We start from the raw sequence: 20,935 nt of genomic DNA on the forward strand, positions 1-20,935 counted from the left end.
CTATATTGGCACATTGCGATGCCGCTTAGGAGGGAGGGGACCATCTCATCAGGCTACGAAAATGATAAAATTAGGTGTTTAAAATGAAAAAGACAGTCGCCGCAGTGCTAATGGCTTTAGCTCCGGTATTTGCCTTAGCACAAAGCCTTGGCGACAAAATTGAACTATCCGTAAACAATCAGGTTATTGAAGCGACTCTGGCCGAGCCTTTGTCGTCGGGAAACAGTTATCGACTCACTTTTGAAGACCGCTATGGTGACACTCAGCATTTAGGTTTTTTGCATAAGCGTGGCGATAACCAGCTTATTTCCATTACGCATCCCGATGTGGGGGAAGTGGAAATTCGTCGCGTAAACGGTAAAACCTATATTAATCAAAGAAACCGAACACCATCGGAGCCGTTAAAACCTAAGAGTCGGACAGAACCACAACAACTGGAAAAACAGCTTCAGCTAGCTCCTGCTCCGCGTAAAGCGGCACTGACGAAAGCCAACAACGCTCAAATAACCTCCCTGGTGACTCAGTTCGATAACAACGTTGACGTGTTATTTCTGTACGACGAACGCTTATTGGGCTATGCCGATGATAAAGGTTACGATTTAGCTTTACGCATTGAAGCCGCCGTGAGCACAAGTAACTCTATTTTTGAACGTTCACAATTACCCGTTGAAATGTCTGTGGCCGGTGTTAGTTTTTTCAATCCGGCATCTACCACTAGCTTTCCGACAGAAGACCCTAACGCGATTATTGATGAACTGGTTGATGATCAGCGGGTTCGCCGGTTGATGGATCGCTATCAGGCCGATGTCGTCCATTTTATTGGCGCTGAAAACCCCACTGTTTGCGGCCTGGCTTTTGTTGCTACCGACTTTAATGTCAGTGACAACTTAGTGAATAGGGTGAGCGGCGCCGCGGGTGCAGGTTATACTGCATTATCCTGTACGGGCACGGGAACTGTTGCGCACGAGGTTGGGCATAACTTCGGACTCAATCATGACCGCTATACCTTGGCCGACAATGCGAGTGGCGGTGGCGGTGATCAGAAGGATTACCATATTCCTTACGGCTTTATTGAAGATAGCGGACTTTTTTACACGACCATGTCATACGGCAGTGTCTGTCGGAGTGAATTTGGTAGCGGTGCCGTCTGTCGGGATGAAGCTGTCTACTCCAGCCCCGATATAGTAGATAGTGACTCTGGACTGCCAATGGGTAAAGCTGAGTCTCAAATTGATGCGGCTGATGCCAGTACGGCGGCTCAGCGCAGCACGGTGGTTTGGGCTAATAATGCGTCACGCACTAATGTGAATGCTATGGCAGCCAGTCGCTCCGGCAATTCCGAGCTAACTTTAAGTTGGCCGGCGGTTGCTAATGCCGACCGCTATGCATTAGCCGGTGGGCGCTGCGAACAGTATGAGTCTGTAAGTCGTGAAGCTCTTTTGGACTTGCAAAGCTTTAGTGTGAACTCGGTTGCTTTAGGCGGCATACCCAACGGCTCAACCGATATCTGCATTATCGCGATAGAGGAACTGACCAACGGTGCTGTTCGCTGGCGTTTTGTCAGCAATAGTAGCTTTAGTGGTAACTTCTCGAATACTAATGCAAATTACCTGTTACTGAATAGCAATGTGATGGGCTTGGTGGAAGCCGGAGATCAGGCCAGCTTTACTATTGAGCTATCGGATGCCGATACCAGTAACCAGTCATTACAGATGGCTGTTCCGACAACCGCTAGTGGCACTTCGGTGAGTCAGGACGTGGGTATAGCAACTGCCGGACAATGGTTTGACTGGGTTGTCAGCGGTAGTGGCAACACACGTATGATGACGGTAACTTTAAAGACCGATATTGAAGAGATTGCGGCAAGCCTGGATAAAGACACTATTTTTAATCCGTTCCACTTGCGTTTAAAAGTGGTGAATACCGCTTTTAACGATTTTAATATTTCCAGCGGACTGTGGAATGACCCTTCTAGTATGGTTGGCTCGCGTCCGCAGGCTTTTTTAAGTTCGGGTGATACGGTTGGCGAACTGGAGGTGCTGGATACTCAGCTGAGCCTGTTTAACGTCAGTAACGATGTGGCTGTTTCAGTAGTTAATTTAGACGATGACCTTGTCCGTGACTTTAGCTTTAACGAGGTGAGCGGTGCTGTTGATGGTGAGCGACGCTTCGTTATAGAAGGAATTGCCGGTATTGTGGATTCGGAGCAGACTGCCATACTGAGAATAGACTTCAGCGACGGCAGTGACAGCCTGAGAGTTGCGTTAACGGTTGAACCCCGGGCTATTGCGCCGACCATAGTTGGTTTTACAGCAACTGGCACCACGGTAGGGCAAACGGTTCGCCTTGCGGCAACAGTGACTGATGCTGACTTGAATCTTGACCCGGATAGCTTGCGGTTGTTCAGGGTAATGGAGAGTAGCGAAGAGGAAGTAACGGGTTTTAGTTTTAATGATGGCGCATTCAGTGCCTCGTTGGGGCAACTTGCGGCGGGAACTTACCAGTACCGGTTAAATGTAAATGATACCGAGGGTAATACGCAGTCGGCGACCGCTCGCTTCACCGTTGCCGCAGCTGACTCTGGCAGTAGCGGCGGCCATGCAGGTTGGCTGGTGGTGCTGGGGCTTGTGGCTATGGGGCTACGCAAACGCGTAGCCTGACATTCGTTGATGTAGCCTGACATTTATGTCAGGTGAAATATTGTTCCTGACATAAATGTCAGGCTACTGAAATTGAAGTTCCTTGTAGCTGAAGTTGGCTTTGACTTCTTTTTGCATCCATTCCAGCATAACGAAACAGCGTGATTCACCGTCCAGCTTAACAATTTTAGCAAGGAATCCACGGAAAGGGCCTTGCTGAATTTCGACCGTGTCGCCTATTTGAGGTGCCTGTTCATCGGTCAGTTGGTCAACCCCTCGCATTTGGTCAATCCAGCGTTGTGGAACCTTCGGAATGTTGTCGCCAAAACGCAGAACACCAGCGACACCATAAGTACTACGAAGTTTGTAGAACTGTTCAATAATGTCATCGGGTTTTACGAACACATAGCCCGGAAACATACGCTCAACGACTGAGGTACGCACACCCCGACGAACCTTTTTTACGGTTAACTCGGGCGCGAAAACACCGAACCCCTGGTTCTCCAGATTCAGTATGGCGCGTTCTTCCTGCTTAGGCTTGGTTCGTACTATGTACCAAACGTCAGATTCGAGCTCATTCATAACAGGTCCTTTTGTGCGTCGGCCGCTGATCTTTCCACATTAGCCAAAGTTACGCAAATTAGGCTGGTAAGCTAGCATAAAGTCGTTGCAAAAAATGGGTATGGCACGGTAAGCTAATTATGCACTTCAACGCAATAAAGGCCAAAGTCTATGCGAGCCAACCGCCTCAGACGTGAAAATAATTCCCGCCGCCGCGCTGTTATCCGTAAGCGCAGACAACGTATCATCGATAGACGCGAAAAGTGGTTTCGCATAGTGAACCGCGAAGGTACAGCCAAAGTCGAGTAGCCTGATGTTCACGTCAGGTTCGATATTCCACCTGACATAAATGTCAGGCTACTGTATAATCTGCCAGCAAAAATCGCCCAGCTTTGGAGACCTTGCTTGTGGAAATCTACCGCGGTGCACCTGCCTTATCAGCCTTCAAAACAACGAAGCAACTTGAACAACTGAAACAGGCAGGAATTCCTGTCAAAGAGCTTTATGCCGAGTATCAGCACTTTGTTGATTTGCATAATGAACTGAGCGACGAACACCGTTCCGTACTGGTTCAATTACTGAAGTACGGCCCTGAAATGCCGGCACACGAGCCTCAAGGTGCTCTGGTATTGGTTACTCCCCGCATTGGTACTATTTCCCCTTGGGCTTCAAAGGCCACTGACATTGCCCACAACTGTGGCTTGAAAAGTATTCATCGTGTTGAGCGTGGCGTGGCTTTCTATTTGCAGGGCGACTTGTCGGCTGAAGAGCTGAAGCAAGCGGCGTTACTGTTGCATGATCGTATGACCGAAAGTGTATTGTACGATATGAACGACGCGCAGCAGCTATTCCGCTCGCAGGAACCGCAGCCTTTGTCTTCGGTGGACATTCTGGCAGGCGGCCGTGAAGCATTGGCACAGGCCAATATCAGCTTAGGTCTGGCTCTGGCCGATGACGAAATTGATTATCTGGTAGAAAATTTCCGCAAGCTGGATCGTAACCCTAACGACATTGAGCTTTATATGTTTGCCCAGGCAAACTCTGAGCACTGTCGTCACAAGATTTTTAACGCCGACTGGACCATAGACGGCGCGGAACAGCCTAAGTCGCTGTTCAAAATGATTAAAAACACCTTTGAAACCACACCTGACTACGTATTGTCGGCCTACAAAGACAACGCGGCCGTTATGGAAGGCCATGAAGCCGGACGTTTCTATCCTCAACCGGACAGCATGAGCTATGGCTACAGCCACGAGCCGGTGCATATTCTGATGAAAGTGGAAACTCATAACCACCCAACCGCTATTTCTCCTTACCCGGGTGCGGCAACCGGCTCCGGCGGCGAAATTCGCGATGAAGGCGCTACGGGTGTTGGTTCTAAACCTAAAGCTGGCCTGGTGGGCTTCAGCGTTTCTAACCTGAACATTCCGGGCTTTAAGCAGCCGTGGGAAGAGAACTACGGCAAACCAGCGCGTATTGTTTCGGCACTGGATATTATGCTGGAAGGCCCATTAGGCGGTGCCGCCTTTAATAATGAATTTGGTCGTCCGGCGCTGACCGGTTATTTCCGTACCTACGAACAAACGGTCGACAGCCACAATGGACGCGAGACTCGCGGTTACCATAAGCCAATTATGATTGCCGGTGGTTTGGGTAATATTCGTGAAGCCCATGTACAAAAAGGTGATATTCCGGTTGGCGCTAAGCTAGTTGTACTAGGTGGCCCGGCTATGAACATTGGGTTAGGTGGCGGCGCAGCATCGTCTATGGCGTCGGGCGAGTCGACCGAAGATTTAGATTTTGCTTCAGTGCAACGCGAAAACCCGGAAATGGAACGCCGTTGTCAGGAAGTGATTGACCGCTGCTGGCAGCTAGGTGCCGATAACCCTATTGCCTTTATTCACGACGTAGGCGCTGGTGGCCTGTCGAATGCGATGCCGGAACTGGTTAGTGATGGTGGTCGTGGTGGTCGCTTTGAACTGCGCGAAATACCAAACGATGAACCGGGTATGACACCGCTGGAAATTTGGTGCAACGAGTCGCAGGAACGTTACGTTATTGCCATTGCACCGGAAAACCTGGCGCGTTTTGAAGCCTTGTGTGAGCGCGAGCGTGCGGAGTACGCGGTTATTGGTGAAGCGACTGAAGAGCTTACTATTTTACTGAACGACGCCAAGTTCTCGAATCAGCCAATTGATTTGTCGTTGGACGTGCTGTTAGGCAAGCCGCCGAAGATGCACCGCGACGTGGCTCGCTTACAGACTGAGGGTACGCCACTACACCTGGAAGCCGCTGATTTGAATGACGCCGCTGACCGTTTATTGCGCTTACCGGCCATTGCTGAGAAAACCTTCTTAATTACCATTGGTGATCGCAGTGTGACAGGCCTGGTTGCCCGTGACCAGATGGTGGGTCCGTGGCAGATACCGGTGGCGGACGTTGCGGTAACCGCGTCCAGTTATGATAGCTACCACGGTGAAGCGATGGCTATGGGTGAGCGCACACCGCTGGCGTTACTGAACTTTGGTGCTTCGGCCCGCATGGCAGTAGCAGAGTCTTTGACTAATATTGCCGCTGCGGACATTGGCGATTTGAAACGCATTAAATTATCCGCCAACTGGATGTGCGCAGCTGGTCATCCGGGTGAAGACGCAGGTCTGTATGAGGCCGTTAAAGCCGTCGGTGAAGAGCTGTGTCCTGAACTGGGTATTACTATTCCGGTAGGTAAAGATTCGATGTCGATGAAAACTCAGTGGCAGCAAGACGGCGAAGACAAAGCTGTGACCGCGCCAATGAGTCTGGTTATTACGGCGTTTGGCAGGGTGAATGACATTCGCTCGACGTTGACACCGCAGTTGCGCACCGACAAAGGTCAGTCGCATCTGGTGCTGATTGATTTAGGTAAAGGCCAGAACCGTTTAGGCGGCTCTGCACTGGCGCAGGTGTACCAGCAACTGGGGCAACACACGCCAGACTTAGACGACACTGAAACCTTTAAAGCCTTCTTTAACACCACACAGCAATTGGTGACCGAAGGGCGTTTACTGGCCTACCACGACCGTTCGGACGGTGGTTTATTCACTACTGTTGCGGAAATGGCCTTTGCCGGTAACTGTGGTGCTAAAGTGGCACTGGACGAATTAGGCGAGGATAACTTAGCGACTCTGTTCAACGAAGAGCTGGGTGCTGTTATTCAGGTTAGTGACGAGCAGTACCAAAAAGTCATGGACGCCTATAAAACCGCTGGTTTGGGCGACTGTGTGAAACGCATTGGTGAGCCAACGCATGAAGATGCCATTGTCTTTACCCGTGACGAACAGAATGTATTAGCCCAGAGCCGTACGCACTGGCGTACGGTATGGGCAGAAACGACGCACCACATGCAGCGCCTGCGTGACAACCCAGTGTGTGCTGACGAAGAATTCCGTCTGAAACAACGTGCCGATAACCCGGGTTTACTGGCCGACTTAACTTTTGATCCTTCTGAGGATATTGCTGCGCCTTATATTGCTAAAGGTGTTGCGCCGAAAGTGGCGATTCTGCGTGAGCAGGGTGTGAATTCGCATTATGAAATGGCAGCCGCCTTTGACCGTGCTGGTTTTGAAGCTGTTGATGTTCATATGAGCGATATTCTGGCGGGTCGTGTCTCGCTGGAAGACATGCAGGCACTGGCGGCTTGTGGTGGCTTCTCTTACGGTGACGTTTTAGGTGCCGGTGAGGGCTGGGCTAAATCGATTTTATTCAACGACCGTGCGCGCGAGCAGTTTGAAGCTTTCTTTAAGCGCAACGATACGTTGGCTCTGGGTGTGTGTAATGGCTGTCAGATGCTGTCGACACTGAAGCAGTTAATTCCGGGAACCGAGCATTGGCCGCGTTTTGTAACCAACCGCAGTGAGCGTTTTGAAGCGCGCTTTAGCCTGGTGGAAGTGCAGGAGTCTAAGTCGATTTTCCTAGGTGACATGGCGGGTTCGCGTATGCCAATTGCCGTGTCTCACGGCGAAGGCCGTGCTGAATTTGCTAACCCTCAGCAGCAATCGCAGCTGGAGCAAAATAGTCAGGTGGCTCTGCGTTACATTGATAACTGGGGCGAAGTGGCGGAGCAGTACCCGGCCAACCCGAATGGTTCACCCAAAGGCATTACCGCAGTGACCAGTGACGATGGTCGTGTGACTGCAATGATGCCACACCCTGAGCGTGTGTTCCGTACCGTAGCCAACAGCTGGCATCCGGACGAATGGGGCGAAGACAGCCCATGGATGCGCATGTTCCGCAACGCCCGTAAGCACCTCGGTTAGCTGGGCGGCGCTTACGGAGACGCTACGAGTTCATCCCTGAAGGCTTGACGAAGGCCATCCATGGCCTTCGACACTCCTGCAGCAGAAAGCCCACGGGTTTGATGCCTCTTGCAGCTCGCGCTGCACACCTCCTCAATAGTCCCTGCAACCGTTGGGCGCTCGCTATCCTGCTATCCATGGTATCTCACCTGATGTGAACATCTGGTTCGCGACGTGTAGCCAGGCGTTTATGTCAGGTGCTGGCTGTTATTTTTATGCCTAGAGCTTTAGTAACAGCCAGTACACTTTTAAGGGTTGGGTTGCCTTTTTCACTGAATGAACGGTATAGCTGCTCTCTGGATAGCCCAGTTTTTTGGGCTAATTCTGTCATACCTTTTGTTCTTGCCGCTATGCCAATAGCATTGGCAATGTAGCCTGCGTCTTCTGTTTCCAAAGCATCGGCAACGAATGCCGCTACAGACTCGGCGTCGTTCAAATAAGAGGCCGCATCAAACCTTCTGAAAGTCGTTGCCATTGTTGTTGCTCCAATATTCGTAAAGTAAGTGTGCTCTTTTAATGTCCCTGCTTTGGCTTTTTTTATCGCCTCCGGCGAGTAACAAAATGAGCACACCCTGATCTTCATAAAAATAAACTCGGTAGCCGGAACCAAAGTGCATTCTTAATTCGCTTAGCCCATGACCAATAGGCTTCACGTCACAGGAGCTTCCTTCTATTAATCGATTAATATGCGAAATAATTCGGCCTTTGATTGTTTGATCTTTTATACCTGACAACCATTGGTGAAATTTATTTGATTCATATATTGATAAGCTCATTGTAGTTTTTAAAATACACTTTAGCAAATAAGATGGGTAAATTAGCAGAGCGGCGGAAGCTGGTATGTAAGCTGAGGATTTGAAGTAACGTAGGTGTTTAATGTTTCTGTAGCCTGACGTTTACGTCAGGAACGATATCTCACCAGACATAAATGTCAGGCTACGAAATCGCATAGGTCCGGTGACGAAACCGCAAGTATCCGATTACAACACCACCGTATTTTTATGCGGTGGGTTGGCTGCTAAGGTTGCGCGCAGGGCTTTTTCGTTACTGGGTTTTAAGTGGGTAACCCAAAGCTCGGCGGGTTGTTGTTCCAGACTATTCAGGGCGCTTTGTAGTAGGGCCGGGGTCATGTGTTTGGTTTTCTCTGCAACATGCAGTAACTCGTCGGGAAAGGCGCATTCCAGCATGAGAGTATCAATATGGCCTAAGCGGTTAAGCTGTTCGGTCAGCTGCTTGCCGGCAATGGTATCGGCGGCAAAAACAAAGTGTTTGCCCTGATTTTTTACACTGTACCCCACGGTTGGCACGCTATGCTCTACGGCAAAAGCTTTAATTTCCAGACCTTCAAGCTCTATGCACTCACCCGGGTGGATTTTTCTAAATTTTAGTATCGGCTCAGGGCCTTCGGTCATGCTGCTGAGCTCAGGCCAGATATCGCCGTTAAAAATATTGTTTTGCAGCTTTTCCAGAGTGTGAGCCTGTGCGTAAACCGTAACAGGTAAGTGCTCACTTCCGTATTGGTTGCTTAAAAACGTCGGCAAAGCGGCAATGTGATCCATATGCGAATGGGTCAGAAACACATGTCGAACCTGGTGCATTTGCGCCAGGCTGAGTTGATTCAGACCGGTGCCGGCGTCAATCAGAATGTTATGATTGAGCTGGATGCAGGTGGAGCCGCCTTTATTGTCGCCACTGAGTCCGCCGCTGCAGCCAAGCACTTGAATATTCACAATCTGTTCCCATCTTGGTTTACACTGTAGTGAAAGATTATCACATTAATACAGCCGAGGAGGCTACATGGAAAACACACCGACGAAAAGCTCTCCCGTTATGCCGCAACTCATTATTCTGACCTTATTTTGGGTTGGTCTGCAATTGGTTGCCACCTGGGTAAAAGACGACTTTTCTCATGTAAGCCAGTATATAAGCGAAATTAATGCCACTGGCAGTACTGCCGCTGGCGCGTTTGGCTGGGTCGGTTTTATTCCACTGGCGATGGTTTCTTTCGGTGTACTACTAACTGCGCGTCCGCATTTACGCGTTAAAGGCATTAGCCATATTGGCTGGAGTCTTCTATTTTTCTACCCTGTGGCTTACCTCGGTGCGGCACTGGCACCTTGCGATTTAGGCTGTCCGACGGATGGTTCCAGTTCACAGGCATTACATAATGTTATTAGCATGGTCAGTTACTTCGGTTTTGCTCTGGGTGCTCTTTTACTGACTTTTACGCCGAAAACCACCTGGCCGGTGCGCTGTGCTTTTGTTCTTTTGTCGGTGATTATCGCCTTAGGTTTTGTGCTAATGATTAACCCCGAATTGGCAGAAGTACGCGGCGCGATACAGCGTTATATTGGCGTGGCACAACTGGTGGTTTTCTGGCTGCTGTTGTGGCTTAAACCGGCAGAAGCCGACGGAGGCAGTAATGAGTAAATCTGTTCGTTTAAGTGTGGAAGGCATGAGCTGTGGCTCATGCGCGAGTCGTGTCGACAAGGCATTAAATGGCTTAGACGGCGTTGAAGATGCTTCGGTTAACCTGGCGTCGGACAGTGCTGAAGTAACTTATTCTGAAAAGCTGTCGGTGGATGACTTAGTTCAGGCGGTGAAAAATGCGGGCTACGAGGCGCATGAGGTTGTTGATCGCGACAAGCAAATGCGTGAGCAGCGTGAGCAACAGGCAAAGGAAATGCGTACGTTAAAAGGCCAGTTATGGCTTTCGACTTTGCTGACGTTGCCGGTGTTCATACTGGCCATGGGTAACCATATGGTGCCGGTGTTTTCCGAGTGGGTACATAACTCACTGGGTTTACAAACCAGCTGGTGGATACAGTTAGTGCTTACTACCCTGGTATTGGCGGTTCCCGGCGCTCGCTTTTATAAATTGGGAGTTCCTGCGCTATTCCGGGGCGCACCGGATATGAACTCTTTGGTTGCACTGGGCGCTACGGCGGCCTGGGGCTATTCGGTGGTGGCAACGGTTTTCCCAACCTGGTTACCAAGTGAGTCAGTGAACGTTTACTTTGAAGCTTCAGCCGTTATTGTCACGCTGATTCTGGCTGGACGTTTCATGGAAGCACGGGCTAAAAGCCACACCTCGGACGCGATTCAGCGACTGATGAGTCTGCAAAGCAAAACCGCACGTGTGGTGCGGGACGGTGATGTGACCGAAGTCGATATTGCTGAACTGGGTAAAGGCGATGAAATTGAAGTACGTCCGGGTGAACGTATTGCCCTGGATGGCGAAGTGTCTTCCGGCGACAGTTATGTCAATGAGGCTATGATAACCGGCGAAGCCGAGTCGGTGCATAAGCAAAAAGAAGACAAAGTTGTTGGAGGAACGCTGAACGAAAAAGGCACTCTGCGTTTTAAAGTGACGGCAACCGGCGAGGGAACCGTGCTGGCGCAGATCATCCGTATGGTTGAGCAGGCGCAGGGCAGTAAGTTACCGATTCAGGACACGGTGAACCGCATTACCTTGTGGTTTGTTCCTGCAGTTATGCTGGTGGCCTTGCTGACCTTTGTGGTGTGGTACTTTGCGGCGAGTGAGTCAGCACTTACTTTTGCGTTGGTTAATGCCGTCGCGGTTTTGATTATTGCCTGCCCTTGTGCCATGGGACTGGCGACGCCAACCTCAATTATGGTGGGTACCGGCCGCGGTGCGGAAATGGGCGTGTTATTCCGTCAGGGCAGTGCTTTGCAGGCGTTACAGCAGTCTAAAGGCGTTATCTTTGATAAAACAGGTACGCTGACCGAAGGCAAACCGACTATTACCGAGTGGATGACCCTAAGCGAGTTTGACGAAAAAGAGGTGCTGACATTAGCGGCTTCGATTGAAGCTAAATCCGAGCATCCTACAGCAGAAGCTTTGGTGAATTACGCCAAAGAACAGGACATTAAAGTCAGCGAGCCTGAGAGCTTTGAGGCTATTTCAGGTTTGGGTGCCACGGGTAAAGTAGACAGTAAAACACTATACATTGGTACTAGCGAGCTAATGCGGGACAACGATATTGGACTGGATGCTGAGCCTGCGGATGCTAAAACATGGTCAGAGGGTGGACGCACCCCGATTTATGTCGCAATCGACGGTAAGCTGGCGGCTGTATTTACTCAGGATGACCCGATAAAAGCCAGTGCCAAAGAATTGATTAAGCGCCTGCACGCCGACGGCCTCAAAACCGCCATGGTAACCGGTGACGCTGAGTCTACCGCAAAACGCATTGCCAAGGAGTTGGGTATTGACGAAGTGGTTGCCAATGTAAAACCCGATGGCAAAGTGGATGCCGTTAAGCGCCTGAAAAAACAATGGGGGCAGGTCATATTTGTGGGTGACGGTATAAACGACGCACCGGCACTGGCCTCTGCAGACGTAGGTTTTGCTATTGGCACCGGTACGGATGTGGCTATTGAATCTGCCGATGTGGTGCTGATGTCGGACAACCTGACTGTTGTGCAACAGGCTTTTGCGTTGTCTGAAGCCACCATGCGCAACATTCGCCAGAATTTATTCTGGGCTTTTGCTTATAATACCGCGCTAATTCCTGTTGCCGCAGGCGTACTGTATCCGTTTTTCGGTATTTTGCTGTCGCCAATGCTGGCCGCGGGTGCCATGGCATTGTCCAGTGTGTTCGTGATAACTAACGCGCTGCGCCTTAAAACTGTAAATTTGGAAAAGTAAACTGCAAGGAATAGACGGGCATGAAAGTCGGAGTTTTTGATAGCGGTGTCGGTGGTTTAACTGTGGCGCGGTCACTACAACAAAGTGGTTGTTTCAGCGAGCTGCTGTATTACGGAGACACAGCCCGGGTGCCTTACGGTAGCAAGGACAGCAATACCGTTACGCGCTATGCGCTGGAGGCGGTAGAGTTTTTTAACGGTGCCGATGTGGATTGTCTGGTAGTGGCCTGCAATACCGTCAGTGTGACCGCTCTGGAGCAAATGCAGAAGTTTTCCAATAAACCGGTGTACGGCGTGCTGGAACCCGGTGTCATGGCGTTGGAACAACTGCAGGGTATTGATACCAGCGCCCAGGTGTTAGTTATAGCCACTCGCTCGACGATAAACTCCGGTGCTTATCAGCAGCAGATACAGGCTTTAGGTTACAACCAGGTAAACGCTATGGCCACGCCGTTGTTTGTGCCTATTGTCGAAGAAGAGTTGTACGACGGCCCGATACTGCAGGAAACCTTTAAGCATTATTTTGGCAAGCTTGAAAAGCCCGACGTGGTGCTGCTGGGTTGTACGCATTTTCCGCTAATTGCCGAGAGCATTTCTGCGTATTTCAATGGTGCAAAAACCATTCATTCCGGCGAAGCCATGCTGGCCTGGCTAAAACAACATCTGGACTTAAGCGCCCAGTTTGACCGCACACCACTGCACATCATAGCCACCGAAAATGTCGACGCCGTCAAACGCACCGCCACCCGCTGGGGCCTGAAGCTCTAGCGTCACCGAACGAGTGCTGAGGTTACTAAGGCTCTTACGGAGGCCGCCCGCAAGTACGTCCCTGTAGGGCTTGAGCAGCGCCATCCATGGCGCTGCACACCTCCGTAAGAGCCTTAGTAACCGTCGGTGCACTCATCCGGCGAGTTTTATCAGTTCCATGGCCTTCGTCAAGCGTTCATGGATGAACTTGCAGCGTCTCCTGAAGCCCGGGTTCTGTTATCTCAGCCGAATTACCTACCAGCCCTGCTTCCCCTGCTCTGAGCCAGCTGGAATAGCAACTAGCGTGATGTTGATGTTATGATATTCGTATTACTTTTGCTTTCAGGAGTTTGTACTTATGCCGCAGACGCAGCGTCCGCTTTATATTCCGTATTCTGGCCCTAATTTGTTGGAAACCCCTTTATTGAATAAGGGCAGTGCCTTCAGTAAGGAAGAGCGTGCCGCGTTTAACCTGACGGGTTTGTTGCCGCCTCGTTATGAGAGCATTGAAGAGCAGGCAGAACGGGCTTACATGCAATACCGGAGCTTTGAAACGCCCATTAACAAGCATATTTATCTGCGCGCTATTCAGGACAACAACGAAACTCTGTTCTATCGCTTGCTGACGGATCATCTGGAAGAGATGATGCCGATTATCTACACCCCGACTGTGGGTGATGCCTGTGAGAAATTCTCAGACATTTACCGCAGCTCACGTGGTTTGTTTATTTCCTATTCTGAACGTGATCAGATAGACGATATTCTGCGCAATGCCACTAAGCAAAAAGTGAAAGTGATTGTCGTGACCGACGGCGAACGTATTCTGGGCTTGGGTGATCAGGGTATTGGTGGCATGGGTATTCCTATCGGAAAACTGTCGCTGTACACCGCTTGCGGCGGCATTAGTCCTGCCTATACGCTGCCAGTAATGCTGGATGTTGGTACCAATAACGAAAAGCTTCTGGAAGACCCAATGTATATGGGAGCTCGCCATAAGCGCATTGAGCAGGACGAGTATGATGAATTCCTCGACAAATTTATAAAAGCGGTGACCAGACGCTGGCCGGGCGTGATGCTGCAGTTTGAGGACTTTGCTCAACCTAACGCCATGCCTTTATTGCGTCGTTACCGTGATGAAGTTTGCTGTTTTAATGACGACATTCAGGGCACCGCGTCTGTGACGGTGGGCACCTTACTGGCAGCTTGTCGCCAGAAAGGCAAAAAGCTTAGTGAACAGAAGGTGGTGTTTGTTGGTGCTGGGTCTGCGGGCTGCGGTATTGCAGAACAGATTATGATTCAGATGACCGCCGAAGGTTTAACGGAAGAGCAGGCGAAGAGACAAATCTTTATGGTCGATCGCTTTGGTCTGGTTATGGATACCATGGATGGCCTGCGTGACTTCCAGCAGGCGCTGGCGCAGAAAACCAGCGATTTAAACGCCTGGGAATACAGTGGTGAGTACCCGTCGCTGCTGGATGTGATGCATTGTGCTGAGCCTGACATTTTAATTGGTGTGTCTGGTCAGGCGGGGCTCTTTACCGAGCAAGTTATTTCGACCATGGCAAAAAATGTCGAGCGTCCCATTATTTTCCCATTGAGTAACCCCTCTAAACATGTGGAAGCGCACCCAGCGGATGTACTGAAGTGGAGTGAAGGTAAAGCCATTGTCGCAACCGGAAGCCCTTTTGGTGAAGTAGAATATGATGGTCGTATATACCCAATAGCGCAGTGTAACAACAGTTATATCTTCCCGGGCATTGGTCTTGGGGTGTTATCGGTTAAATCCGAACGCGTTAGTGATGAAATGCTGCGTGTAGCAAGTAAGACACTGGCGAATGCGTCACCCAGCGCTAATGGTAAAGGTGAAGCCTTGTTGCCAGCCTTTAATGACTTAACTCAGTTAAGCAAAGATATTGCTTTTGCTGTGGGCAAAGTGGCTCAACAGGAAGGTTTAGCACTGGAAATTGATGACGACACGCTGCGTGAGCGCATCGACAACAATTTCTGGAAACCCGAATACCGCTTCTACAAACGCGTAAGTATTTAAGAATGCGCTAAATCGATGGCCTGCTGTAAATCGTTCAGCAGGTCATCGGCGTTTTCAATGCCTACCGATAAACGCAATAAATCCAACGGTACCGGTGTGTCTGGTCCTTCAATGCTGGCGCGATGCTCAATCAGACTTTCTACGCCGCCTAATGATGTAGCGCGGTGCCAGAGCTGAGTTTTTGCGGCAACGGCAATTGCAGCTTTTTCGCCACCGGCTAAGCGAATAGACAGCATACCGCCGAAACCGCCCTGCATTTGCTTAACGGCTATCTCGTGGCCGACAAAACTTTTCAGGCCGGGATACAATACTTCAATAACCTGTGGGTGCTGCTCCAGTTGCTCGGCAATATATAAGGCACTTTGGCAACTTTCCCGTACCCTTAAAAATAACGTGCGCATGCCACGCAAGAGTTGTGCTGCGTCTTGTGGCCCCGGTACGGCTCCGGACTGGGCTCGAATAGCCACTAAGCGTTGCCAGAACGCGTTATCTTCACGAGCCGCCAGTGCGCCTGAAATGACATCGGAGTGGCCGTTAAGGTATTTGGTGGCGGAGTGCATAACAATATCGGCGCCAAGATCCAGTGGCTTGGTCAGCAGGGGGGTTGCCACTGTGGAATCTATTGCAAGCAGAGATCCGCAATTGCGAGCCATATCAGCTACGGCGGCAATATCAGTTACTGTCCACAGAGGGTTACCCGGCGTTTCCAGCCAAATAAGCGTAGGTTGTCTTTCAGCAATAGCGTCGCGTAATTCATTTAAATTGGTGGTATCCACAAACCGAACATCCAGCCCGCTATCGACGCCAAAAGTTTGCAGCCATTTGCGCAAAGCCCAGTACATCACTTTTGGCGCAATGACCTTATCGCCGGGTTTTAATGCCTGAAAAACGGCGGTAGCGGCAGCCATGCCCGAGGCGAACAGGCGTGCATCTGCCGCATTTTCTAACTCTGCTAATAGCTTTTCGGCAGGACGATAAGTGGGATTGTCAGCCCTTGAATACACCCGTCCGCTGCGATATTGATTGTCGTCATCACGCAGATAAGTCGTTGATGTGTATACTGGAGGGATAATTACTCCATTTTCGTTGTCAGAGTGACTACCACCCTGAGCAAGGAGTGATTGCGGCGAAAAAGGACGTTTCGTCATATAAATTCTCGTTAAAGTAATCTCAATGCGAGATATCACGTATATAAGAAAGGAATCATTTCATACTAACCGAAGAGGTATTGCAATGCGTTACATAATTTCCGCACTACTAGGCTCTATGTTGTTTGTCGCAAACGCCGCGCAGGCTAACGAATGTGAGCTATCCATAGATGGCAATGACAACATGAGATTTGATACAAAAGAGATGTCCGTACCGGCTAGCTGTGACGAAGTAACAGTAACCTTACATCACACAGGTAAACTGGATAAAAAAGTCATGGGTCACAACTGGGTACTGAGTGAAGCTGGTGATATGCAGTCTGTTGTACAACAAGGTATGTCAGCGGGTATGGATAACAACTATGTACCAGATTCTGATGCTGTAATTGCTGCAACTGACGTTATTGGTGGTGGTGAAGAAACGTCAGTGACGTTTTCTACAGAAGGCATGAGTGCAGATACAGATTATAAATTCTTCTGCACCTTCCCTGGCCACTCAGCAATTATGCAAGGCAGCTTTGCGATTAAAGAGTAATTTTCGCAACATTGCTTAACCGCAAATTGACTAGTAATAACTGCAGCCTACGTGGCTGCAGTTTTTTTGGAGCTCCATTTGACCGTTATGAAGTTTTTACTCATTACCTTAGTGTTTTTGTTCTCGCTACAAAGTGAAACGAGCCGGGCACAACAATTTGGCTCACGCGAAGCGCTGGTTTTAGCGCAACAAGTGACTTTTGAGCGTGAACGTAACCGGGTAGAAGCAGTTGGTACGGCCGAAGCTGTGCGCTCCATTACCATTTACCCTGCTGTTGGCGACAGAGTCGTCGCGGTAAATTTTAATCCTGGCGACAAAGTTGAGAAAGACGAACTATTGGTCGAGCTGGATGCCCGTCGTCAGCAAGTGGCAGTAGAACAGGCACAAATTAACTTACGCGATGCAGAACGTACGGTAGAACGTTTACGGACTAGTCGCGAACAGGGGGCTGTGCCCCAGTCTGAGCTAGACAACGCTATTTTATTAAGAGATTTAGCACGAGTAGAACTGGATAACGCCAAAATTGAACTGGAAGACCGTTTTATCCGTGCGCCTTTTACCGGAATTATTGGTATTACTGACGTTGAAGTTGGTGACCGAATTGATCAACAAACCGCGATTGCGACCTTAGATGATCGCTCTACTTTATTAATTGATTTTCGTATTCCTGAAGCGGCCGTTTCTTTGCTGCAAGACGGTGCTGAATTAAAAGTACAACCCTGGCGGTATTCCGGGAAACCAGTTATTGCTGAAATTATTGAACTCGATTCACGAATTAATGCCACCAGCCGCATGTACCGGGCGCGCGCTAAAATTAATAACGACAGCGACGACTTTTTGCCTGGAACCAGCTTTAGAACGGCTATAGAGCTTGCCGGTGAAGAGTTCGCTTCAATACCCGAAGCGGCATTGTCCTGGGGGGTTAATAATCCTTTCGTCTGGGTTGTTGAAGACGGCAAAGCACACCGTATTGATGTCCAGATAGAGCAGCGCTTAGCAGGCCGTGTTTTAGTTTCAGGAGACATTCAACGCGATGATTTACTGATAGTTGAAGGGGTACAAAGTTTGCGTGAGGGTCAGCCTGTGACTTTTGATCGGGCAACGCTCGATACGCAAGAGGCCGTTGAATAATGTCAGATCAACAACTGAATAATCATCCGGATTCTAACGATTTACCTTCGGTATCAATTCGCCGCCCGGTACTGATTGTTGTCCTGAATGTTCTTATCGCCATTGCCGGTTTGGCCGCGTTAATGGGCGTAGAAGTACGGGAGTTACCGGATGTCGACCGGCCTGTTGTCGGCGTTAGCGCAACACTTCCAGGCGGTGCACCAGAAACGGTGGACGCAGAAGTAACCAGTATTCTGGAAGGTGCGGCGGCTCGTGTTTCTGGCGTGGAATCTATCCAGTCTTCGAGTGAAGAAAATAGCGCGCGTATTTCAATTGAATTCCGTCCCGGAGTTGACTTAGATGTGGTGGCCGCGGAGGTTCGTGAGGCGGTTAATCAGGTGCGTCGGGAATTACCCGATGACGTCGAACAAATTAACGTGCAAAAAGCTGACAGCGATGCGCGTTCGGTGTTGGATATTGCCGTTAGCAGCGACAGTTTGACTCAGGAAGAGCTGACTCGCCGACTGGAAACTGATTTGTCGCCTGAATTTCTGGCAATTAACGGAGTAGCGGATGTCCGGTTAAATGGTGACCGGGAACGAGTATTACGCGTTGACCTGGACCCTCTTAAATTGGTGAGCTTTGGCTTATCTGTAACGGACGTAGCTGACGCGCTGCGTTTAGCGCCTTTTGATGTGCCTGCCGGTAGTTTGCGTTCAACCGATCAGCGGCTAATTGTCCGGGCCGATGCCACTGCGATTACCGAAGATCAGGTTGAGAATATTATAGTCAGTGGCGATACCCGTATTGGAGATGTTGCACAAGCTTATTTTGCGCCTGCAGACGCAAACAGCTTTGTTCGCCTGGACGGCAAACCGGTTGTTGGTCTTGGTGTTATACGCCAGGCTGGTTCCAATACTATAGAGATTTCTGATCAGGCGTTAGCGGTACTTGAACGCCTGCGTGAGCGTTTTCCTGATATGGAAATGCGTATTACCAATGACGATGCGCAGTTTATTCGCAAGTCAGTAGCTGAAGTGGTGACGACCCTTGCCATTACCATTGTTTTGGTTGTCGCAACCTTGTGGGTATTCATTGGTTCATTCCGTGCGACTATTATTCCGGCATTCTCTATTCCTGTTGCATTGTTCGGTGCTATTGCTGCTATTTGGTTGATGGGCTTTTCCATTAATATTCTGACCTTGCTGGCTCTGGTGTTGGCAACAGGCCTGATAGTTGATGATGCCATTGTGGTTACCGAGAATATTCAACGACGCCGTAGCATGGGGCTTGGTAGCCGTGCTGCTGCCGTATTAGCCACCCGCGAAGTGTTTTTTGCGGTAGTGGCAACGACGGCCGTGTTGGTTGCAGTGTTTGTACCAATTGCGTTTTTACCTTCAACAGCCGGGCGTTTATTCCGCGAGTTTGGCGGTGTGCTTGCGGCTGCAGTGGTCATTTCTTCTTTTGTTGCTTTGTCTCTGGTACCGGCTTTTACTGCTCGTCTGCCGAAATCAGCCGGGCAGAATAACCGATTTGCGGGAATCGGCAACGCCTTTAAGCGGTTCTATAAACGAACGTTGCACAAAGCCCTCGATTTTAGCTGGGTTGTGGTGGTTTTGTCTTTGTTATCTGCTGGCGGCGGCGCGCTGCTTTACAATGAAATTGACAGCGAGCTTATGCCCAATGAAGACCGTGGGGCGGTCCGGGTATTTTCGCGCGGGCCTGACGGGGTTGGCCTTAAATTTATGGATCGTCAGGCTCGTAAGCTTGAAGAAGTGCTGCTGGAGTATAAAGAAAGCGGTGACATAGAGTCGATTTATACTGTTGTTGGTCAGTGGGACCCGAACCTGGTTTTCATTACGGCAAACCTCAAACCCTGGGAAGAACGAGATATTAGCCAACAGGAAATTATTAATAATATTCGGGAACCGTTGAGTCAGGTTCCAGGCGCACCGGGACAGGCCTTTGGTGACAACAGCCTGAACTTGCGAGGCCAGGGGGGCGGCCTGGAAATGGCTATTACCGGCGAAAATTATGACGAGATCTTTAAGGTTGCTCGTGAATTTACCGCCATTATTAAAGAACGTATGCCTGATTTGGGTAACATTAATGTCTCCTATCAACCGACGCAGCCGCAGTTGAGGGTCAAAATTGACCGTCGTCGAGCCGCGGAGCTGGGGGTATCATTAAATGATATATCCGCAACTTTACGTGCTGCCATTAACGGCGATGACGTAGCCGACTTAAACGTGGGAGACCAGCAAATTCCGGTTATGCTGCGCACCCGTAATAATTTAATTCAGTCGCCGCAGGACATGCAGAACCTTTATGTATCGTCAAGCAGCGGTGATCTGGTTCCTATTTCCAGTGTTTCCGAAATTATTGAAGAAGGCGTGTCAGCAGAGCTTGAGCGTCAAGCACAGCGGCGAGCGATAGAAGTAGATGTACAATTGCCTGATGACATGCCTATGTCAGACGTTGTTGACCAGTTGCGTACTATAGCCGGAGAAGTTTTGCCTGATAGTATGGGGTTGGTCTTTTTAGGGGAAGCCGCAACATTTGAAGACACCTCGCAGGAAATTGCTATGACTTATATTCTGGCGTTCCTGATTGTTCTGCTGGTCCTCGCCGCTCAGTTTGAGTCATTAAACAGTGCAGTGGTCGTTATGCTGACCGTGCCTTTTGGCATTGCCGCAGCTATTTACGCCTTATTCCTGACCGGCACTTCACTGAACATTTATTCTCAAATTGGATTGGTGATGCTGATAGGTCTGCTGGCGAAAAACTCTGTATTGCTGGTTGAATTTGCTGACCAGTTGCGGGACCGGGGATTAGAGGTTCGTGAGGCGATAGAAGAGGCGTCATTGATACGTTTACGGCCTATTATGATGACACTGGTATCCACGGTTCTGGGTGGCTTACCGCTTATTCTGTCTTCTGGTGCGGGCGCTGAAGCACGTAATTCAATTGGTTGGGTTGTATTTGGTGGTCTAGGACTGGCAACTCTGTTTACGCTTTACCTGACCCCAGTACTCTATTTGTGGTTAGCGCGTTTCACCAAGCCGCGTGCCGATGAAGCCGCTCGTCTTGAAAGTGAAATGGAAGCGGCGAGAGAAAGCGGCCATTAAAATGGCCGCTGACCG

General features: G+C 49.8%; 15 protein-coding genes. 10 read left to right on the forward strand and 5 right to left on the reverse strand.

Annotated elements, in window-relative coordinates; translation table 11 throughout:
- Window positions 1–83: 83 nt before the first annotated feature.
- Window positions 84–2,660: a zinc-dependent metalloprotease family protein gene (locus IL_RS02985; protein ID WP_011233845.1), complete on the forward strand. Its 2,577-nt coding sequence runs from the start codon at window positions 84–86 to the stop codon at window positions 2,658–2,660.
- A gap of 63 nt (window positions 2,661–2,723) precedes the next feature.
- Here IL_RS02985 and IL_RS02990 read toward each other — a convergent pair whose 3' ends face one another.
- Window positions 2,724–3,221: a transcriptional activator RfaH gene (locus tag IL_RS02990; RefSeq protein ID WP_011233846.1), complete on the reverse strand. Its 498-nt coding sequence runs from the start codon at window positions 3,219–3,221 to the stop codon at window positions 2,724–2,726.
- A 150-nt stretch (window positions 3,222–3,371) separates the two neighbouring features.
- Here IL_RS02990 and IL_RS13735 point away from each other — a divergent pair, with 150 nt between their 5' ends.
- Window positions 3,372–3,509 carry a hypothetical protein gene (locus tag IL_RS13735; RefSeq protein ID WP_155826283.1) on the forward strand — a complete coding sequence of 46 codons (138 nt, stop codon included), beginning with the start codon at window positions 3,372–3,374 and terminating at the stop codon, window positions 3,507–3,509.
- Between the two features lie 98 nt (window positions 3,510–3,607).
- Window positions 3,608–7,495: a phosphoribosylformylglycinamidine synthase gene (purL, locus tag IL_RS02995; RefSeq protein ID WP_011233847.1), complete on the forward strand. Its 3,888-nt coding sequence runs from the start codon at window positions 3,608–3,610 to the stop codon at window positions 7,493–7,495.
- A 232-nt stretch (window positions 7,496–7,727) separates the two neighbouring features.
- On the opposite strand, the gene IL_RS03000 is transcribed toward purL, so the two are convergent.
- The 3 genes from IL_RS03000 to IL_RS03010 all read right to left on the reverse strand — a co-directional run bounded on the left by IL_RS03000 (window position 7,728) and on the right by IL_RS03010 (window position 9,264).
- Window positions 7,728–8,009 (reverse strand): addiction module antidote protein, encoded by a 282-nt coding sequence (locus IL_RS03000; protein WP_011233848.1) that lies wholly within the window; start codon window positions 8,007–8,009, stop codon window positions 7,728–7,730.
- The gene (locus tag IL_RS13850) at window positions 7,984–8,310 is read right to left on the reverse strand and encodes a type II toxin-antitoxin system RelE/ParE family toxin (protein ID WP_016341279.1); all 327 of its coding nucleotides are present in this window, start codon (window positions 8,308–8,310) and stop codon (window positions 7,984–7,986) included. The genes IL_RS03000 and IL_RS13850 overlap by 26 nt, the downstream gene beginning before the upstream one ends.
- Before the next feature lie 204 nt (window positions 8,311–8,514).
- Window positions 8,515–9,264 carry a 3',5'-cyclic-nucleotide phosphodiesterase gene (locus tag IL_RS03010; RefSeq protein ID WP_016341280.1) on the reverse strand — a complete coding sequence of 250 codons (750 nt, stop codon included), beginning with the start codon at window positions 9,262–9,264 and terminating at the stop codon, window positions 8,515–8,517.
- Window positions 9,265–9,331: 67 nt separating this feature from the next.
- Here IL_RS03010 and IL_RS03015 point away from each other — a divergent pair, with 67 nt between their 5' ends.
- The 4 genes from IL_RS03015 to IL_RS03030 all read left to right on the forward strand — a co-directional run bounded on the left by IL_RS03015 (window position 9,332) and on the right by IL_RS03030 (window position 14,999).
- A complete protein-coding gene (locus IL_RS03015) occupies window positions 9,332–9,964 on the forward strand; it encodes a DUF998 domain-containing protein (protein WP_011233851.1) in 633 nt (210 codons plus the stop codon).
- Window positions 9,957–12,206, forward strand: coding sequence for a heavy metal translocating P-type ATPase (locus IL_RS03020; RefSeq protein ID WP_011233852.1), 2,250 nt, complete (start codon window positions 9,957–9,959; stop codon window positions 12,204–12,206). The genes IL_RS03015 and IL_RS03020 overlap by 8 nt, the downstream gene beginning before the upstream one ends.
- A gap of 20 nt (window positions 12,207–12,226) precedes the next feature.
- The gene (murI, locus tag IL_RS03025; protein ID WP_011233853.1) at window positions 12,227–12,973 is read left to right on the forward strand and encodes a glutamate racemase; all 747 of its coding nucleotides are present in this window, start codon (window positions 12,227–12,229) and stop codon (window positions 12,971–12,973) included.
- A gap of 337 nt (window positions 12,974–13,310) precedes the next feature.
- The gene (locus tag IL_RS03030) at window positions 13,311–14,999 is read left to right on the forward strand and encodes an NAD-dependent malic enzyme (RefSeq protein ID WP_011233854.1); all 1,689 of its coding nucleotides are present in this window, start codon (window positions 13,311–13,313) and stop codon (window positions 14,997–14,999) included.
- Here IL_RS03030 and IL_RS03035 read toward each other — a convergent pair.
- On the reverse strand, window positions 14,996–16,147 hold the full coding sequence (locus IL_RS03035) for a trans-sulfuration enzyme family protein (protein WP_011233855.1): 1,152 nt from the start codon (window positions 16,145–16,147) through the stop codon (window positions 14,996–14,998). The two genes, IL_RS03030 and IL_RS03035, sit on opposite strands and share 4 nt — an antisense overlap.
- 85 nt (window positions 16,148–16,232) lie before the next feature.
- Between IL_RS03035 and azu the strand changes: the two genes are divergently transcribed.
- The 3 genes from azu to IL_RS03050 all read left to right on the forward strand — a co-directional run bounded on the left by azu (window position 16,233) and on the right by IL_RS03050 (window position 20,920).
- On the forward strand, window positions 16,233–16,682 hold the full coding sequence (azu, locus tag IL_RS03040; protein WP_011233856.1) for an azurin: 450 nt from the start codon (window positions 16,233–16,235) through the stop codon (window positions 16,680–16,682).
- Between the two features lie 87 nt (window positions 16,683–16,769).
- Window positions 16,770–17,813 carry an efflux RND transporter periplasmic adaptor subunit gene (locus tag IL_RS03045; RefSeq protein ID WP_011233857.1) on the forward strand — a complete coding sequence of 348 codons (1,044 nt, stop codon included), beginning with the start codon at window positions 16,770–16,772 and terminating at the stop codon, window positions 17,811–17,813.
- A complete protein-coding gene (locus IL_RS03050) occupies window positions 17,813–20,920 on the forward strand; it encodes an efflux RND transporter permease subunit (RefSeq protein WP_011233858.1) in 3,108 nt (1,035 codons plus the stop codon). The genes IL_RS03045 and IL_RS03050 overlap by 1 nt, the downstream gene beginning before the upstream one ends.
- Window positions 20,921–20,935 lie beyond the last annotated feature (15 nt).

The organism is Idiomarina loihiensis L2TR (assembly GCF_000008465.1).
Lineage (GTDB): Bacteria > Pseudomonadota > Gammaproteobacteria > Enterobacterales > Alteromonadaceae > Idiomarina > Idiomarina loihiensis.

Bases quoted from the DNA above. Each gene is read 5' to 3' on its own strand.
- IL_RS02985 (WP_011233845.1), top strand. From the start codon at position 84: ATGAAAAAGACAGTCGCCGCAGTGCTAATGGCTTTAGCTCCGGTATTT.
- IL_RS03000 (WP_011233848.1), bottom strand. From the start codon at position 8,009: ATGGCAACGACTTTCAGAAGGTTTGATGCGGCCTCTTATTTGAACGAC.
- IL_RS02990 (WP_011233846.1), bottom strand. From the start codon at position 3,221: ATGAATGAGCTCGAATCTGACGTTTGGTACATAGTACGAACCAAGCCT.
- IL_RS13735 (WP_155826283.1), top strand. From the start codon at position 3,372: ATGCGAGCCAACCGCCTCAGACGTGAAAATAATTCCCGCCGCCGCGCT.
- murI (WP_011233853.1), top strand. From the start codon at position 12,227: ATGAAAGTCGGAGTTTTTGATAGCGGTGTCGGTGGTTTAACTGTGGCG.
- IL_RS03045 (WP_011233857.1), top strand. From the start codon at position 16,770: ATGAAGTTTTTACTCATTACCTTAGTGTTTTTGTTCTCGCTACAAAGT.
- azu (WP_011233856.1), top strand. From the start codon at position 16,233: ATGCGTTACATAATTTCCGCACTACTAGGCTCTATGTTGTTTGTCGCA.
- IL_RS03050 (WP_011233858.1), top strand. From the start codon at position 17,813: ATGTCAGATCAACAACTGAATAATCATCCGGATTCTAACGATTTACCT.
- IL_RS03015 (WP_011233851.1), top strand. From the start codon at position 9,332: ATGGAAAACACACCGACGAAAAGCTCTCCCGTTATGCCGCAACTCATT.
- IL_RS03020 (WP_011233852.1), top strand. From the start codon at position 9,957: ATGAGTAAATCTGTTCGTTTAAGTGTGGAAGGCATGAGCTGTGGCTCA.
- IL_RS03035 (WP_011233855.1), bottom strand. From the start codon at position 16,147: ATGACGAAACGTCCTTTTTCGCCGCAATCACTCCTTGCTCAGGGTGGT.
- IL_RS03030 (WP_011233854.1), top strand. From the start codon at position 13,311: ATGCCGCAGACGCAGCGTCCGCTTTATATTCCGTATTCTGGCCCTAAT.
- IL_RS13850 (WP_016341279.1), bottom strand. From the start codon at position 8,310: ATGAGCTTATCAATATATGAATCAAATAAATTTCACCAATGGTTGTCA.